Source organism: Larkinella soli (genome assembly GCF_003703975.1).
Taxonomy (GTDB): Bacteria; Bacteroidota; Bacteroidia; order Cytophagales; family Spirosomataceae; genus Larkinella; species Larkinella soli.
This window is the reverse complement of sequence record NZ_QTJY01000002.1, coordinates 424,400-439,975: the sequence shown is the minus strand read 5'-3', so window position 1 is coordinate 439,975 and position 15,576 is coordinate 424,400. Positions and strand designations below refer to the sequence as shown.

Genomic DNA, 15,576 nt, shown 5'->3' with positions numbered 1-15,576 from the left:
ATGATTAATATTTTGAATTGCGCTCGGTCCGCTCGATGGCGCTTTTGGAACGCGAGGCAGCCGTATCGACCACGTCGTTGTATTTGGAGGCCAGGTTGTCCCGGGTATCCTCATACTGACTCTTGATGCTGTCGAAACCCGACGTAATAGTGTCCTGTAAGTCTTTCAGAAACTTGTCGGTGTCGTTCGTGATTCTCTTGCGGGTATCCTTGCCACTGCGTGGGGCCATCAGAACGCCCAGGACGGCGCCGGCCAGAAGAGCCACCACAAGACCACTGAAGTTCGATTTCATGCTGATCAAAACGGTTAAAGTGAACGATGATCGCCCTTCCCTGAGGGCACAACCAATACAGAAAATTTCATACCAGTACTGTTGGGCGGGGTATAGTTTTGATCACAAGCTATTTATTTTCAGGGTTTTATGCAGAGATTTACTTTGTGTGTGGTCCGGCCCGGGAAACGCCGGCTGAGGAACAAATTCTACAGATTGTAGAAAGAAGTTGGGGAGTTTTGGAGTTGGGGAGTCAAGGAGTTGGAGCGTTTGGGAAGCGCAGGTAATGGAGGAGTAACCTCAAGTCCCAAACGCTTTATCGCCAGAACACCCCAACGGCTAAACGCCCCGGCCCCAAACAAAAAATCCCTGCACTCAAATTGGTGCAGGGATTCCGTACCCACCGTAACTTGTACTTAACCTAAAATGAAACCACCTAAACCTAAACGTACCACTCTTGTAGTATCTCCAAGCGCAGTGAGCCTGAGGCCAACGGCGTTTTTAAATGATGTGCATCGGTAAAACTCCACACCGGGTGTTCCTTTCAGAACATTTGCCGGGAAAGGCAGTTTACGATGTGGATGGCGTTGCCGATTCCGAAATTGTCAGGCCCCGGTTTTGCCGGGTATCAGACTGAAATCCGTGTCAGGGCAAGATTAAAAAGCAGTTTCCCATAACGTTGAGCAATCAGAAAGTAACGTTGAGACAGATGCTTTTGCCTATTATTTATGAAAAAGTTATGCCAAAAGGCAGGAGAGGGAAAAAGTGTCAATAAAAAGCACAATAAACGCCTGATTTTTAAATGCTTTCTGGAAAAATTTATACTTTCACCGACCTGATTCTTCAGCCGGCGACCGGGCCGGGTGTGGAGATAGTTCTACAGGTGTAGAGGAAAGTGTAGAAAAATCACGTCTGTTACGCAAATATGAAAATATTTAAACTGGCGGTAACACGCTACCGTTTAATCAGACCCGGGGTCTTTTTCGGCCTTGGGAAGCCGGTTTTATTGTTATTACAGCATTTCGAAGGGAATTACGCCCTCTCCGGAAGAGTTAGGCACATTATTTCGTATTATGTTTTGATATAATGAATTCAATGGATACTAACGAACCGAAACGTGGAAAGAACGCGGGGCTGGCAAACTGGCGGTAGTTATCAGCCGGTAGTTACAAATATGACAAATACGAAACGAGTTCTCATCGTTGACGATGAAGCAGATATTTGCCTCCTGCTTTCCGGTCTGTTGAAACGAATGGGATACCAGCCGACCTGCGCCAACTTTCTGGAAGAAGGCCGCCAGCGCCTGGCCCAGCAAACCTATGATGCCGTATTTCTTGATCTCAGTCTCCCCGATGGAGTAGGCTTCGAATTGCTTTCCTACATCCGAACAAACGGAAATGAAACCAAAGTGATCATGATCAGTGCGTTCGACGGAATCGCCGAAAGGAAGCGCGCTTCCCAGGAAGGAGCCGACTATTTCATCGGCAAACCTTTTAACCGGAAGACCGTCGAGCAGGCTTTACAATATATCCAAGTTTAATTAACTTTATACCCAGGTTAATTGTAATCGGGCATTGTAGCTGTCCCAGCATGGAAAGAATCCTAATCGTTGACGATAACACGGATATATGCCTGCTTCTGGAACGGTTTTTATCAAAACAAGGCTATAAGACGGCTTCTGTTCAACGAGGAGAGGACGGATTGAACCTGTTAAGAAAAGATTCGTTTGAACTGGTTATATGCGACTTTAAACTTCCTGATATTGACGGGCTTGAAATGCTGCGCCGAATCAAAATCCTCGATTCGTCGACCGCAGTTATCATTATTACCGGCTACTCCGACGTCCGGATGGCCGTACAGACGGTAAAGCACGGTGCGTATGATTATGTAACCAAACCGCTGTATCCAGACGAAATCCTCTATACGATCAAAAGCGCGCTCAACCGCCGAACCCAGTCGCTGAATGTGACGGCGGTTTCGGAAGAAGACGAGGAAGCACCGGTGGTCACCCCTGTAAAACCCGTCGTGAACCGGACGGCTAAATCGTCGACCGTCATTACCGGTGGAAGGCGGTTTATTTTCGGGAAAAGCCGGGCCGCCGAAATGCTCCAGAAACACATCGACCTGATCGCCCCGACCAACATGTCGGTGATCATCACCGGCGAAACCGGGACGGGGAAGGAGTTCGTGGCCAACGCCATCCACCAGAAAAGCAAACGAGCCGACAAGCCGTTCGTGGCCATCGACTGTGGAGCCCTTTCCAAAGAACTGGCCGGCAGTGAACTGTTCGGGCATATCAAAGGCTCATTTACCGGGGCCATGGCCGATAAGGTCGGTAGTTTCGAGGTAGCCAACGGCGGCACGCTGTTTCTGGATGAGATCGGTAACCTTTCCTACGAAAACCAGATCAAACTGCTGCGCGTTCTTCAGGAACGACGGATTCGGCGTATTGGGAGCAACACCGACATTGTGGTAGACGTCCGGATTCTGGTAGCCACCAACGAGGATCTTCGTGATGCCGTCCGCCAGGGACGCTTCCGGGAAGATATTTTTCACCGTCTGGACGAGTTCAGGATCGACCTGGTCCCGCTCCGCGAGCGAAAGGCCGATGTTCTGATCTTTGCCGAGCATTTTCTTGAACTGGCCAATAACCAGCTGGAAAAGAATGTGATCGGCTTTGATGAAGAGGTAAAGGAGAAGCTCAAGGAGTATTACTGGCACGGAAACCTGCGCGAACTCCAGAACGTCATCAAACGGGCGGTGCTGCTGACGCAGGGAGACACCGTTACCCTGGAGTGTCTGCCGTTCGAAATTATTTCGCCGGCCTATCTGGCGGAAGATACCAGTTCGCCGGTTTCAGCCACGGTGCCGGCCAATAACCTGAAATCCGTTTCCGAGAACGCCGAGCGGGCCGCCATCATCAAGGTGCTGGAAAAAACCGGCTATAATAAAACCAAAGCCGCTGAAGTGCTTAATATCGATCGGAAAACACTTTATAACAAACTGAAGGCTTACGACATTCATCTTTGACGGAGAGCCGGAAGCGGAAGAAGAGGGAGACGGGACCGAAACGGCCGTCTCCCTTTTTTATGGTATTACCGCAGTGAGAAGCCCAGCGAAATCTGTCCGACCGCGTTCTTGGCTTTCCCCAGCAGGAAACGTGCCCCGCCGTCATTGGCTACCGGCTGAAGACCCTGCCCGTAGCGCAGCCCGAGAAAAGCCGATCCGAAGTAAATATTCAGACCTCCGGCCACCCCGTAGTCGAATGCATTGAAATTTTCCCGGCTGATGTCCCGGAGCCCGGAGCCCAGATCGCCGTCGGTCGCAACCTTGGCGTTGGCCAGATAAGAAACGTAAGGACCGGCCTGCAGATCCACCGAATTGCCCAGCTTGAAGGTTGCCAGCACCGGCAGTTCGACATAATTCAGTTTGAAAGTATTTTTTCCTTCGTAGCCCAGAAGGTTATACCGGGCCGACACTCCCTTGGTCGTATATTGAAGCTCCGGCTGGACCGCAAAAAACTCGCCGACCGGTATCTGCGTAAATACGCCTACATGAAACCCGATGCGTTCGTTTCGGTCGTCCACGTTGTTCAGATATAACGTGCTGGCGTTCAAGCCGCCTTTAATTCCCGTCCGGGGAGTGGTCTGCGCGTTCGCTTTCGAAATAAAAAGGCTGCCCAGCACGGCCGAAGCCAGTAACAGTTTATTGATCGGTCTTTTCATAGGAAAACAGAGTTGGTTGTATGAAAAGCATACCAACAATTTTGTGCCAAATCAAGAAGAAGGTTAGCGAATTTTGTAATATGTGGCTGATTATCAAGATCATAAATATATGAAATTTCCTCTGATTTTGGATTTATCGGGCGTCGGCATTGAAGCAGGGTGTAGATCGGATTCTACAGAGTGTGGAATATTACAAGAAAGATTTTGCTGAGGATGACGTAAAATAAGGCTAAATTGCAGGTTTTGGAACGTATATACTTAATCATTTCGCCGTGAAAAAAACTAACGGTTTTTGATCTTGTTACTAACTTGTGAGTATAGAGCCGTTACAGAAAATCTGACGAGTGCTTCGTATCATTTAACCTGATTGAGAAGAATGACTGGCAAGCAACCTAAAACCAGTATATTAATTGCTGATGACGACGCCGACGACCGGATGCTGCTCGAGCAGGCGTTTCGCGAATCCAACCTTCAGGCCCAGTTGTGTTTTGTAGAGGATGGAGAAGAACTGATGGATTATCTCCATCAGCGCGAACCGTATGCCGCTTCGCCCCGTCCCAGCCTGATAATACTGGATTTGAATATGCCCCGAAAAAACGGAATTCAGGCCCTTCGCGAAATTAAGGCGAACGAACAATTCCGTCAGATCCCGGTCGTCGTTCTGACGACCTCTACGGCCGAAGAAGATATCCTGCGGACCTATGATTTGGGGGTCAGCTCGTATATCTCCAAACCGTTCGATTTTGGAACTTTGCTGGATATTACGACCACCATAAAGAAATACTGGATTGACACCGTTTCCTTACCAGACGACTCAACCCGATAGTGCGCCGGAAAAGACCATCCGGGTGCTTCTGGTTGAGGATGACGAAGACGATTTTGTTCTGACGAAAACCCTGGTTTCAACCCGCGACAATGCCAACATCCAGCTCGATTGGGTCAGTGAATTCGACGATGCCCTGGAACGCGTCTGCGACGATCAGTACGACGTCTATCTGGTCGATTACCGGCTGGGCGAGCGGACCGGGATCGAACTGATCCAGGAAGCCTTCAAGGTGGGTTGTCTGGCTCCCATGATCCTGCTGACCGGCCAGGACGATCTGGAAGTGGATTATTCGGCCCTGAAGCTGGGAGCGGCCGATTACCTCGTCAAAGGCCGCATCGACGCGCAGCTGCTCGGACGCAGTATCCGGTATGCCCTCCGCCAGTCGGAGATCATGGGCGAAGTGGCGGAAAAGGAGAACAAATACCGCTCGCTGTTCGAGCGTTCCATCGACGCCATTTTCGTCACCGACCGGCATTTCGATTTTCAGGAAATCAATCCTTCGTTCCGGAACCTGACCGGCTACGGCATCGATGAACTGCGGCAGATGGACATCCGACAGCTGTTTGAGAACCCGGCGGTCTATGATCAGATCCGGGACCGCATCGCCGAGTCGGAGCAGGTCAAGGATATGGAAATCGTGCTGGTCAGCAAGGACCGGAAGAAAATCGACTGCCTGCTGTCGGCGGTTGCCATCACCGACAAGAGCGGAGCCATTACCTGGTATCAGGCCATCGTTCGGGATGTGACGCAGCAGAAAAAAGCCCAGCGTGACATTCTGATCGCCGAAAAACTCAGCATGACGGGCAAGATCGCCCGGAGCATCGCGCATGAGGTCCGTAACCCGCTGACCAATCTGCATCTGGCGCTGGAACAGCTGAAGGAAGACCTGCCTGATGATGACCCCGGCCTGACGCTCTACCTCAGCATCATTCGCCGGAACGCCGAGCGCATCGGGCAGCTGATCACCGAAATGCTCAACTCCTCGAAGCCGCGGGAACTGGAACTTCAGCCCAACGACCTGAACGATGCCGTCCGGGAGACGCTGTTTCTGGTCAATGACCGGCTGCAATTGAAAGGCATGAAGCTCGTGACCGACTTTTCGTCGGACGACTGCGCGGTGCCGCTCGACAAGGAGCAGTTCAAAACCGCCCTGCTCAACATCCTGATCAACGCGGTGGAGGCTATGGAAGACGAAAAAGGCGTCCTGACCGTCCGGACCCAGCCCCTGCAGGACCGCGCCGTCATGGTCGTCGTGGAAGACAATGGGACCGGTATTTCGGAGGAAAACCGCCAGCGGCTGTTCGACCCCTTCTTTACCGGCAAACAGGGCGGGATGGGCCTGGGCCTGACCACCACTCAGAACATCATCAACAGCCACCGGGGCTCGATCGAAGTGGAGAGCCAGGTAGGGGCCGGCACTACGTTTCGCTTACTGTTTCCCAAATAAACGGGGTGTGGCGGGCTGTGTATTTTTATACACACTGACGCGTGTGAATTCTACATCCATCGCTCTGCAAGTCAACTGTTTATTTGGATTTAACAAAGGTAAAAAAGCCAAAGACCTGTGACATTCAGGTCTTTGGCTTTTTTGATTTAGGCATCTTTCCCGGCCCCGCCAGACTGGCATAAAAATCTCACTATAGCCGGTACCAATAAGACGTCACAGCCATGATCTGGAGCCAGACTCACTTCCCGGCAGCCATGCGATCCCTCACTCCAAGCGTGCGGGCCAAAGCCATCGAGATTGCTAATTCCCTGCTGGAACAGGGCGGCCTCGATAAGCATGATGTCATTCTGACCAGCATTTGCGAAGCGCGCTCCTGGGCTCGTCGCCGGATCACGGAAGCTGATGGGATGAGATCCCAGGGAGTCTGGGATGATCGCCAGATGGATAGTCTGGGTGGGCAAAGACAGGCTGTTTCATAAGAATTTAAAACCCAGTTTAGTTTAATACCGTTATGATCTGGAAGAAAAACGTTTACGACACGCTGGTTGAATGCGCCACGGTGTGTGATGAGTACGCAACGGAATGTTCACGCCAGCAGGACATTGAAGAACTGTATCGCTGTATCTTTTTAAGTCTCGACTGCTCCGATCTTTGTCGTCAGGTGGCGATGCTGTACGTTCGCGGTTCCGAAAACACGCGTCTGGTCGCCAAAACCTGCATCGAAGTCTGTGAAAAATGCGCCGAGGAATGTGAGCGGATGAGCCTGGAACGGGCCTGCCAGATCGCATCGGTCTGCCGCCAGTGCATCCGGGTTTGCATGACTATTCTGGACATGACGAGCCGGCCCGAACGCGAATCCGAAATTTCGCGGACCTTATTCGACGCCCTGGGCCGTCAGGAGATGCTTTACAATTAACAGCACCCGGACCGGGCCGGAGGTCACTGATCTCCGCTGCCTGAAATCGGGTTCAAATCGGTGCCGGTCGAACAACCGGCGGGGCCATCAGCACCGGAAGGACGTCAGGAAGGCAATCCAGCCATCACGAGCGAAAGCAGGGGAATGGTATCAGGGGCGGGGAGTCCAATATTGCCAGGCGGATCCGATCCTTTTCGACGTAGTTGTTTCCGGTGTGTATCCGAATTTCCGGACGGACGATAGAAACTGTGTTTCGCTCCGGATGCGGATACCGATGAAGACCCACAGCCTGAAAGCCGGCACCTTATATACTTATTCAATTCAAGGCTGTCGGGCACTAATCGGTTTGTAGTCCATCCACTACGACGATTACTGCCCGACAGTCGTCTTATCCTTGATGACACAACGTTATGGAAACGAAAAAACCGCTCGATCCGGGCATGCAGAAAGTCAGTGAACTGGTTGAACAGATTCGGATCGGTATGTTGACCACCCAGAATGAACAAGGGCGCCTGGTGAGCCGCCCGATGGCCGCTATGAAGTTCGATGAAGAGGGCAATCTGTGGTTTCTGACTAAATCCCATTCACCGAAAACCGACCACATCGACAGGAATTATCAGGTCAATGTGGCCTTCGCTCACCCCGACAAGGCTTCTTACGTTTCCATCAGCGGAGAGGCCCAGGAACTGCACGACCGTGCCAAAATTGAGGAAATCTGGTCGCCGATGGCTAAACCCTGGTTCCCCGAAGGCAAGGATGACCCGGAACTGGCGGTACTGAAGGTGCATACCGAAACCGCCGAATACTGGGATTCTACCTCCAGCCGGATGATCCGACTGTTTGAAATGGCCCGGGCCGCCCTGACCGGCGACACCTACAAGGAGGGGGAGAACAAACTGGTCGAGAATCCGTCCTGATTCTCTCAGCAAATCCGTTATCAACCAACCGAATGCCGACTCCGGGAGTCGGCATTTTTGTGTAAATCCCATACCTCACACTATACCCAATGATCGTAAAAAATACGGATTTCGGCTGGGAAGTGATTCATCAGCAGGCCCACGGGCTGCTCGCCGTGCAGGCCGCCAATCACTGGCACCCCGATAAGCGACCCATCCGCTGGATCGAAACCCTGGTTGCCCTGACGGAACACGACGATGGCCAGGACCCCTGGGAGGGTCGGAACCACCTCACCGAAGCGGGGGCGCCGATGGACTTCCGCATCCTGGAATACTCCGTGCCACAGGCGAAACGCATGGTCGAAATCGCCCTCGAAAAAAGCCGCTGGAATGCCCTGATGGTGTCGATGCACGCGACCTTCCTGTATGAATCGCTGGAGAAGGAAAACCCGGAGATGGCGGTCTTCCTGAAAGAACAGAAACAGAATCAGACGAACTGGCTGAAGAAACTCGACGTCCGGAAAGACGATGCCCGGTTTGCCTACGCCTTCGTGCAATGGTGCGACGCCCTGTCGCTCATCCTGTGCCAGGGCCGTCTGCCCGACAACAACCGCCGGCTCGAAATCAGCCCCGGTCCGGACGGGACGATTTACTACATTTTCCAGCGACCGAACCAGACCCTGGGCGTCGATCCCTGGCCGTTCGACCGGCCCGAGTTTTCGGTTTTCGTAGAAGCCTACCTTCTGCATCAGCTTAGCTTTCAGAGCGATAAGGAACTGTACGAAACGCTTCAGAAATCGCCGGTCATCGAAAAAGTATGGCGGTTTAAGGAAAAAGAGTAACGATTCCGGGTCGGGGTATTAATTTTTTGCAAAACCCGGTTCTTTTCCCTCCGATTCTGTTCGTCCTGTCTCATTTTTCTTCATATTTGAGGCACTGGCCCCTTCCAATGTTCTGATCATCAGACGGTATTCCGGGTGAACCGCCCGGCCGGAATACCGTCCATTCTAACCGTTGCTGCCATGACAACCATTCAGTCGAAAACCATCGTTTTCGTTACCGGCGCGTTCGTGACCCACCACGGGTGGGAGGAGTGGAGGAAGTATTTCGAGGAGAAAGGATTCACGACGATGGCCCCGCCCTGGCCCTTTAAAGACGGCACGGCCGCCGAGCTGCGGGCCCGACAGCCCAACGACACCGACCTGGCGGCCCTGACCCTGGGCGAACTGGTCGACCACTATGCGGAAATTGTGAAACAATGCCCGGAAAAACCCATCGTCATCGGGCACTCGCTGGGCGGGCTGATCACCCAGATCATCGTAAACCGGGATCTGGCGGCCGCCGGCGTAGCCATTCACCCCGTACCGCCCCTCGGCATCATTCCCTATGAGTTCTCTTTCCTGAAAGCCGGATGGAAGGCCCTCGGCCTGTTTACCTCCCTGAAAAAGACGTATCTGATGTCGTTTGCAGACTGGCAATATGCATTTGTGAACGGTATGCCGCTGGAGGAGCAGAAAGCCGCCTATGAGGCCAATACCATCCCCGAATCGAAAACCGTTGCCCGGGGCGGCCTGACGAGCGCAGCCAAAGTGGATTTCGAAAAGCCGCACGCGCCCCTGCTCATCACCTCCGGGGAATTTGATAATATTCTCCCGGCGCACCTGAACTTCAGGAACTTCAAGCGGTATAAAAAGAACGGTTCGGTGCTGGACTACAAGGAGTTTCCGGGCCGGAACCACTTCGTTCTCGGGCAGAAAACCTGGAAGGAAGACGCCGACTACATCCTGAACTGGCTTCAGACGCACTGAAAACCGGGTAACCCGGTTTTCCTATTCGTCTTTGATGAGCGGTTTGATCTGTTCAGCCATTTCGGGCGTGATCGTGACCTGATGAGCTTCGCCGGCGTGCTGGGCGGCCATCTGGAGAACCTGTTCTTCGGTTTCGGCTTTAACCACGCCCGGGCAGTCGAAGCCGACGTCGCGGCAATGCAGGACTTTCATGGAAATGCTGGATAAAGGTGAGAAGATTGAAAATCAATCATAAGTAAATTAAAATACGGCAATCCTTCGACGGTGACCTTCGGCTTTTTACTAACCGGTTTTACCGACTTTCTGCCGGAAATGGTAGGTTTGGGAAGAAAAACCCTTCACCATGAAAGTCAGTCCCTTTTTGATCCTGCCGATTCTTATTTTCCTGATTTCGGCGGGCCGCGCGGCCGGGCAGAATCCACCGGCAAAATCCCGCCCGAACATCGTTTTCATTCTGGCCGATGATCTGGGCTATTCGGATCTGGGTTGCTACGGCAACCCCTATAACCGGACGCCGAACATCGACGGCCTGGCAAAGAAAGGGCTGAAGTTCCGCGATGCCTACTCCGCCTGTCCCGTCTGCTCTCCCTCGCGGGCGGCCATTCTTACCGGAAAACACCCGGTCCGGATGCAACTGACGAACTTTCTGGTGGGCGAACGCCGGGATTCCACATCACCGGTGTTTCCGGCCAACTGGCGGAAGTACATGCCGCCCTCGGAAACCACCCTCGCCGAAATGCTGAAAAGCCGGGGTTATCAGACCTCCATGATCGGCAAATGGCACCTCGGTGGAGCCGACACCACCGCCCCCGCAGCACAGGGTTTCACCTACGACCGCGTCATCGGCCGGAACGGGCTGGATTATTACAATTATTCGATTACCTCCCGGGGCAAAACCGTCTTCGAGGACAAAGGCACCACCTACCTGACCGACCGGCTGACGGACTACGCGCTGGAGTTTATCGATCAGAACAAAGCGCAGCCTTTTTTTCTGTATCTGGCATACTCCGCTCCCCACATCATGCTGGTTCCGAGAGCCGACAAGCTCAGGTATTATTTCGACAACTACGAAAAGTTCGGGGGCCGGTATAACCCCAATTACGGGGCCATGATCGAAAGTATGGACGACGGAGTGGGCCGGATAATGGCCGAACTGTCCCGTCATCAATTGCTGGACAATACCATCGTGGTGTTTACCTCGGATAACGGCGGGGTCGGCCTGCCTGAACTGGGTCCGGTGCCGACCCGGCTCGACCCGCTCCGGGCCTGGAAGGGGCACGTGTACGAAGGCGGTATTCGGGTGCCGCTTATTTTCAGCTGGAACGGCCGGATTCCGGACGGCACCGAGACGACGAACCGGATTACCGGAACCGACTTCGTGCCGACCTTTCTGGAGATGCTGGGAATCCGGGACCAGCCGGTCAGCCCCGACGGCCGGAGTTTTTACGGCGTCCTGACCAATCCCGCCAAACCGGTGGACCGGGGGCCGATGTACTGGCATTACCCGCATTTCAGCAACCAGATGGGCCGCCCGGCCGGGGCCGTCAGGGTAGGGGACTACAAACTGGTTGAACTCTATGAAACCGGAAAACTTGAACTGTATAATCTGAAGGAGGATGTGGCCGAGAAAAATAACCTGGCGGCCGTCCAGCCCGACAAAACCCGGGAACTGGCCGACCTGCTCCGAAAATGGCGGAAAGAGGTGAACGCCAACATGCCGGCGCCCAATCCGAAATACGTGCAAAAATAAAAGCCGGGCCCGTTCACAGGCCCGGCTTTCATTATATCGGAATACCGGTCAGTCCATTTTCAGGAGCATGAGCGACCGGCCCTGAATGTCGACCGGTTTGCGGGCCGACACCCCGAACGGCTCAATTTGCCCTTTGCTCGTATCGACCAGCACCTGCCACTGGTGCCGCTGGCCGATCTTCGGAATTTTGAAACGCAGCGGCTCCCAGAAGGAATTCAGCAGAAGCAGATAATACCCTGCACCGATGGGGTTCCCGTCTTCGTCCTGCTCGTCGACCCGGGTGCCGTCGATCAGGAGGCCCAGGCAGCGGGTGATGCCGTCGTGCCAGTTTTTCTCCTTCATCGGCTTTCCGTCGACCCGGAACCAGACGATTTCATCCTCGGCATAGAACTTTCTTCGGCGGAGAAGCGGGATCTCCCGGCGCAGTTCCATCAGCTGCTTCGTGAAGTCGAACAGCGCCTGCTGGTCTTCGGTCCATTTCCAGTCGAAATAACTGATGTCGTTGTCCTGGGCGTAGGCGTTGTTGTTGCCCTGCTGGGTCCGGCCGTATTCGTCGCCCATCACAAGCATCGGCGTCCCCTGACTGAACAGGAGCGTGGCCAGGAAGTTGCGTTTCTGCTGTTCGCGCAGCTGTCGGATCACTTCGTCGTTTGTCGGGCCTTCCACCCCGTGGTTCCAGCTGCGGTTATCGTCTGCGCCGTCGCGGTTATTTTCGCCGTTGGCTTCGTTGTGTTTGTCGTTGTAGCTGACGAGATCGTTGAGCGTGAAGCCGTCGTGGGCCGTGACGAGGTTGATGCTGTTGGCCGGTGAGCGGCCGTCGTTATACAGGTCGGGGCTGCCCAGCACACGCAGGGCCAGCTCATATGCCTGGCCTTCGTCGCCCTTCCAGTAAGCCCGGATGCAGTCGCGGTATTTTCCGTTCCATTCCGACCAGTTGACGGGGAAGTTCCCGACGTGGTAGGCCTGAATATCCCAGGGTTCGGCGATGAGTTTGACCTGCGACAGAACCGGGTCCTGGTGGATCGTATCCAGAAAGGCCGAAAGCTGCCCGGCGGCATTCAGGCTGTGGGCCAGGGCGGTGGCGAGGTCGAAGCGGAACCCGTCGACGTGCATGTCGGTCACCCAGTAGCGGAGGCTGTCCATGACCAGTTGCAGCGTTCGCGGATGACTCATATTCAGGGTGTTGCCAGTCCCTGTATAATCCATGTAAAATTTCTTGTTGTCCTCGACGAGCCAGTAGTAGGCCGGGTTGTCGATGCCGCGGAGCGACAGCGTCGGGCCCATATGATTGCCTTCGGCGGTGTGGTTGTAAACCACGTCGAGGATCACTTCGATGCCGGCCTTATGCAGCGCCTTTACCATGGCCTTGAACTCCTGGACCGCATGGCCGGGAATGTCTTTCGAAGCGTATTCGCTGTGCGGAGCGAAGTAGCCGATGGAGTTATAACCCCAGTAACTCTCTCCCGTGAACTGGTGGATCGGCATCAGCTCGATCGTGGTGATGCCCAGCGCTTTGAGGTATTCGACCACTTCCGGGCTGCCCAGACCGGCATACGTGCCCCGGATTTTTTTGCGGAGAGACGGATGGTTGACCGTAAAGCCTTTCACGTGGGCCTCGTAGATGACCGTCCGGTTCAGCGGGATGTCGGGGTGTTTATCGTCTTCCCAGTCGAAATTCGGATCGATTACGATCGATTTCGGCACGTGCGGGGCACTGTCTTCCGGGTCGGGTACCAGGAAGCGGTCTTCGTCCTGGTTGAGCGGGTCGTAGCTGAGCTGCGAATTGTGGGCGATGAAGGGGCCGCTGATCGCTTTGGCATAGGGATCCAGTAGCAGCTTGTTCGGGTTGAACTGGAGGCCCTGCGCCGGGGCATAGGGACCCTCCACCCGATAGCCGTACAACTGACCCGGTTTCAGGTCTTCAAGATAAATATGCCAGACATGCTCGGTCTGTTCCAGCAGTGGAATCTGAAGCGTTTCCGTCCCGGGGTTTTCGGCATCGAAGAGGCAGAGGATGACACCCGTAGCGTGTTCGCTGAACAGGGCGAAGTTTACACCTGCGCCGTCCCAGGTCGCTCCTAAAGGATACGGTTTACCCGGCTTGGACCGAATGTCGTCCGGGCTTTTCACGGTGGCTGTGTGGTTCATTAAAATTAAATGGTAAAATTATTGAATTGTTGATATATCGAATGGGGGTTTACCGTTCTGGTTCTCTTCCTTCCTTCGAAAAATGGCGGCTTTGGCCGTTTAATCAATCAACCATTCGGATCGGGTAATGTTTGGAATACAAAAAAGCCCTATCCCTGCAAATGAGGATAAGGCTTTTTTGTATTCGGGAAAGTTCTATACGACATTGGCCAGCCGGGTCATGGAAGCATGCGCCGAATCGATCCGTTCCTTCTGACGCAGGAGCAGTTCGCGGGTGCTGGCCATCAGACTGGTACTTTGCAGGATGTCCTGGTAATCTTCCAGCGCCTGGGCGTCACCCCGCTTGCATTCTTCCACCACGGCCTTGTCGTTGTTGCCGGTGACGGCGGCCTTGACGTTGATCCAGGCCCGGTGCAGATCGGCTGCGAGGCTCGTGCTGGTGTCCGGATCACCGCCCAGGGCGCGGATTTCGCTGGCAATCTCAAGGCCAAATTCGCCCCGCTGCCGTGACTGGGCCAGAAACAGGCTTTTCAGTTCAGCGTCGTCCACGTTTTCAGCGGCTTCCTGATAGCCCCGCTCGCCGTCGCGGGTGCGGGTCAGCAGCTTGTTCAGACGGTCCAGAATCTCGCTGCTTGCATTAGTCACGTTCATAACGTTGTCGAATGGTTTGGAGTTGAATACTATTTGGTTAACAAAAAGGAACCTGCAAGGTTTTGAATCCCTGCAGGTTCCCCACTATGAGACCGAATGGAATTGGGCTTAACCATTGACCGTACCGAGATCGCCCCGCTCGGCGGCCTTTTTCAGTTTATCGTTCGCGTAGATCGCTACTTCGACCCGGCGGTTCTGCTGACGGCCGTTCGTGTTGTTGTTATCGGCGATCGGCTGGCTTTCGCCGTACCCCTTTTCAATCAGGCGGTTGTTCTTCACCCCCTGGGACTGAAGGATTCTGGCGACGGCCTTGGCCCGGCGTTCCGAGAGCTTCATATTATAACTATCCGAGCCCGTATTATCGGCATGGCCTTCGATCAGCACCTCGGTATCCTCGTATTTCTTGAGCGTTTCCGCCAGTCGGGCCAGATTTTCACGATTCGTGGATTTCAGGTCGGATTTGTCGACGTCGAAAAGCAGGTCCGAGTCGAAGGTAATTTTGATCCCTTCACCGACCCGTTCAACGCGGGCGTTTTCCAGACCCCGGCGAAGTTCCTCCGCCTGTTTATCCATCCGGCGACCGATCAGCGCACCGGCGGCTCCACCGACGGTGGCCCCCAGGATGGCACCGATGGCCGTGTTACCGGACCGTTTTCCGATCAGACCACCGGCCACCGCACCGGCACCGGCGCCGATCAGTGCTCCCCGTTGGGTTCGGTTCGTTTTGTTCCTTACCGTTTTACATCCGGAAAGCATATCCACCGCCAGAACACTTACGGCCAATGCTATCGTTACCGTTCTTACCTTCAGTAGTTTCAGAGAATGAGTCGGACTGTTCATCTTGAATGCAAATGGTTGGTATTGCTTAAGGGATGCCAAAAGCCGTACCAGTTGGGAACCCGTTTGGGGTTTATCAACAATATTTTCAGCCTTTTTCATTGTGAATCAATGTTTTGTGAAATAAATTGCGTTATTGTTAAATCGCCTGAACGGACCGGTCCGGTGTGGAAGCTCCGTCACGGAAAACCGGTTTTGTGGAAGCGACTCCACAGTATAGACATTTGGATAACTTATTGGTTTAAATAGTTAAAGTTATGTCCATAGAATTGGTAGCTTTTAATTAAAAACTCTATCTTTC

The 15,576-nt window shown here is 53.7% G+C and carries 16 protein-coding genes; 10 read left to right on the top strand and 6 right to left on the bottom strand.

Going from position 1 to position 15,576, the window contains the following annotated elements:
- Positions 1–4 precede the first annotated feature (4 nt).
- Complete coding sequence (locus tag DX909_RS08050; protein WP_128544631.1) at positions 5–292, bottom strand: YtxH domain-containing protein; 288 nt, start codon at positions 290–292, stop codon at positions 5–7.
- Positions 293–1,388: 1,096 nt separating this feature from the next.
- Between DX909_RS08050 and DX909_RS08045 the strand changes: the two genes are divergently transcribed.
- Positions 1,389–1,811 (top strand): response regulator, encoded by a 423-nt coding sequence (locus tag DX909_RS08045; RefSeq protein WP_229310983.1) that lies wholly within the window; start codon positions 1,389–1,391, stop codon positions 1,809–1,811.
- Positions 1,812–1,861: 50 nt separating this feature from the next.
- Entirely contained in the window at positions 1,862–3,301 is a 1,440-nt protein-coding gene (locus DX909_RS08040; protein ID WP_128544630.1) for a sigma-54-dependent transcriptional regulator, read from the top strand.
- A gap of 65 nt (positions 3,302–3,366) precedes the next feature.
- Here the strand turns inward: DX909_RS08040 and DX909_RS08035 are convergent, their stop codons facing one another.
- Entirely contained in the window at positions 3,367–3,996 is a 630-nt protein-coding gene (locus DX909_RS08035) for a porin family protein (protein ID WP_128544629.1), read from the bottom strand.
- Between the two features lie 376 nt (positions 3,997–4,372).
- Between DX909_RS08035 and DX909_RS08030 the strand changes: the two genes are divergently transcribed.
- The 7 genes from DX909_RS08030 to DX909_RS08000 all read left to right on the top strand — a co-directional run bounded on the left by DX909_RS08030 (position 4,373) and on the right by DX909_RS08000 (position 9,889).
- On the top strand, positions 4,373–4,822 hold the full coding sequence (locus DX909_RS08030) for a response regulator (RefSeq protein ID WP_128544628.1): 450 nt from the start codon (positions 4,373–4,375) through the stop codon (positions 4,820–4,822).
- Positions 4,785–6,269 (top strand): hybrid sensor histidine kinase/response regulator, encoded by a 1,485-nt coding sequence (locus tag DX909_RS08025; protein ID WP_128544627.1) that lies wholly within the window; start codon positions 4,785–4,787, stop codon positions 6,267–6,269. The genes DX909_RS08030 and DX909_RS08025 overlap by 38 nt, the downstream gene beginning before the upstream one ends.
- Positions 6,270–6,490: 221 nt before the next feature.
- Positions 6,491–6,748: a DUF2188 domain-containing protein gene (locus tag DX909_RS08020; RefSeq protein ID WP_128544626.1), complete on the top strand. Its 258-nt coding sequence runs from the start codon at positions 6,491–6,493 to the stop codon at positions 6,746–6,748.
- Between the two features lie 32 nt (positions 6,749–6,780).
- The gene (locus DX909_RS08015) at positions 6,781–7,185 is read left to right on the top strand and encodes a four-helix bundle copper-binding protein (protein ID WP_128544625.1); all 405 of its coding nucleotides are present in this window, start codon (positions 6,781–6,783) and stop codon (positions 7,183–7,185) included.
- Between the two features lie 410 nt (positions 7,186–7,595).
- Positions 7,596–8,102, top strand: a complete 507-nt coding sequence (locus tag DX909_RS08010) for a pyridoxamine 5'-phosphate oxidase family protein (RefSeq protein WP_128544624.1) — start codon at positions 7,596–7,598, stop codon at positions 8,100–8,102.
- Between the two features lie 89 nt (positions 8,103–8,191).
- On the top strand, positions 8,192–8,923 hold the full coding sequence (locus DX909_RS08005; RefSeq protein ID WP_128544623.1) for a DUF3891 family protein: 732 nt from the start codon (positions 8,192–8,194) through the stop codon (positions 8,921–8,923).
- 180 nt (positions 8,924–9,103) lie between these two features.
- Positions 9,104–9,889 (top strand): alpha/beta hydrolase, encoded by a 786-nt coding sequence (locus tag DX909_RS08000; RefSeq protein WP_128544622.1) that lies wholly within the window; start codon positions 9,104–9,106, stop codon positions 9,887–9,889.
- Between the two features lie 21 nt (positions 9,890–9,910).
- Here DX909_RS08000 and DX909_RS07995 read toward each other — a convergent pair whose 3' ends face one another.
- On the bottom strand, positions 9,911–10,081 hold the full coding sequence (locus tag DX909_RS07995) for a DUF1059 domain-containing protein (RefSeq protein WP_128544621.1): 171 nt from the start codon (positions 10,079–10,081) through the stop codon (positions 9,911–9,913).
- Between the two features lie 151 nt (positions 10,082–10,232).
- Between DX909_RS07995 and DX909_RS07990 the strand changes: the two genes are divergently transcribed.
- Complete coding sequence (locus DX909_RS07990) at positions 10,233–11,639, top strand: sulfatase (protein WP_128544620.1); 1,407 nt, start codon at positions 10,233–10,235, stop codon at positions 11,637–11,639.
- Positions 11,640–11,687: 48 nt separating this feature from the next.
- Here the strand turns inward: DX909_RS07990 and glgX are convergent, their stop codons facing one another.
- The 3 genes from glgX to DX909_RS07975 all read right to left on the bottom strand — a co-directional run bounded on the left by glgX (position 11,688) and on the right by DX909_RS07975 (position 15,278).
- Positions 11,688–13,787 (bottom strand): glycogen debranching protein GlgX, encoded by a 2,100-nt coding sequence (gene glgX / locus DX909_RS07985; protein ID WP_128544619.1) that lies wholly within the window; start codon positions 13,785–13,787, stop codon positions 11,688–11,690.
- A 195-nt stretch (positions 13,788–13,982) separates the two neighbouring features.
- Positions 13,983–14,438: a ferritin-like domain-containing protein gene (locus DX909_RS07980; protein ID WP_128544618.1), complete on the bottom strand. Its 456-nt coding sequence runs from the start codon at positions 14,436–14,438 to the stop codon at positions 13,983–13,985.
- 108 nt (positions 14,439–14,546) lie between these two features.
- Positions 14,547–15,278, bottom strand: coding sequence for a YiaD family glycine zipper/OmpA-like lipoprotein (locus DX909_RS07975; RefSeq protein WP_128544617.1), 732 nt, complete (start codon positions 15,276–15,278; stop codon positions 14,547–14,549).
- Positions 15,279–15,576 lie beyond the last annotated feature (298 nt).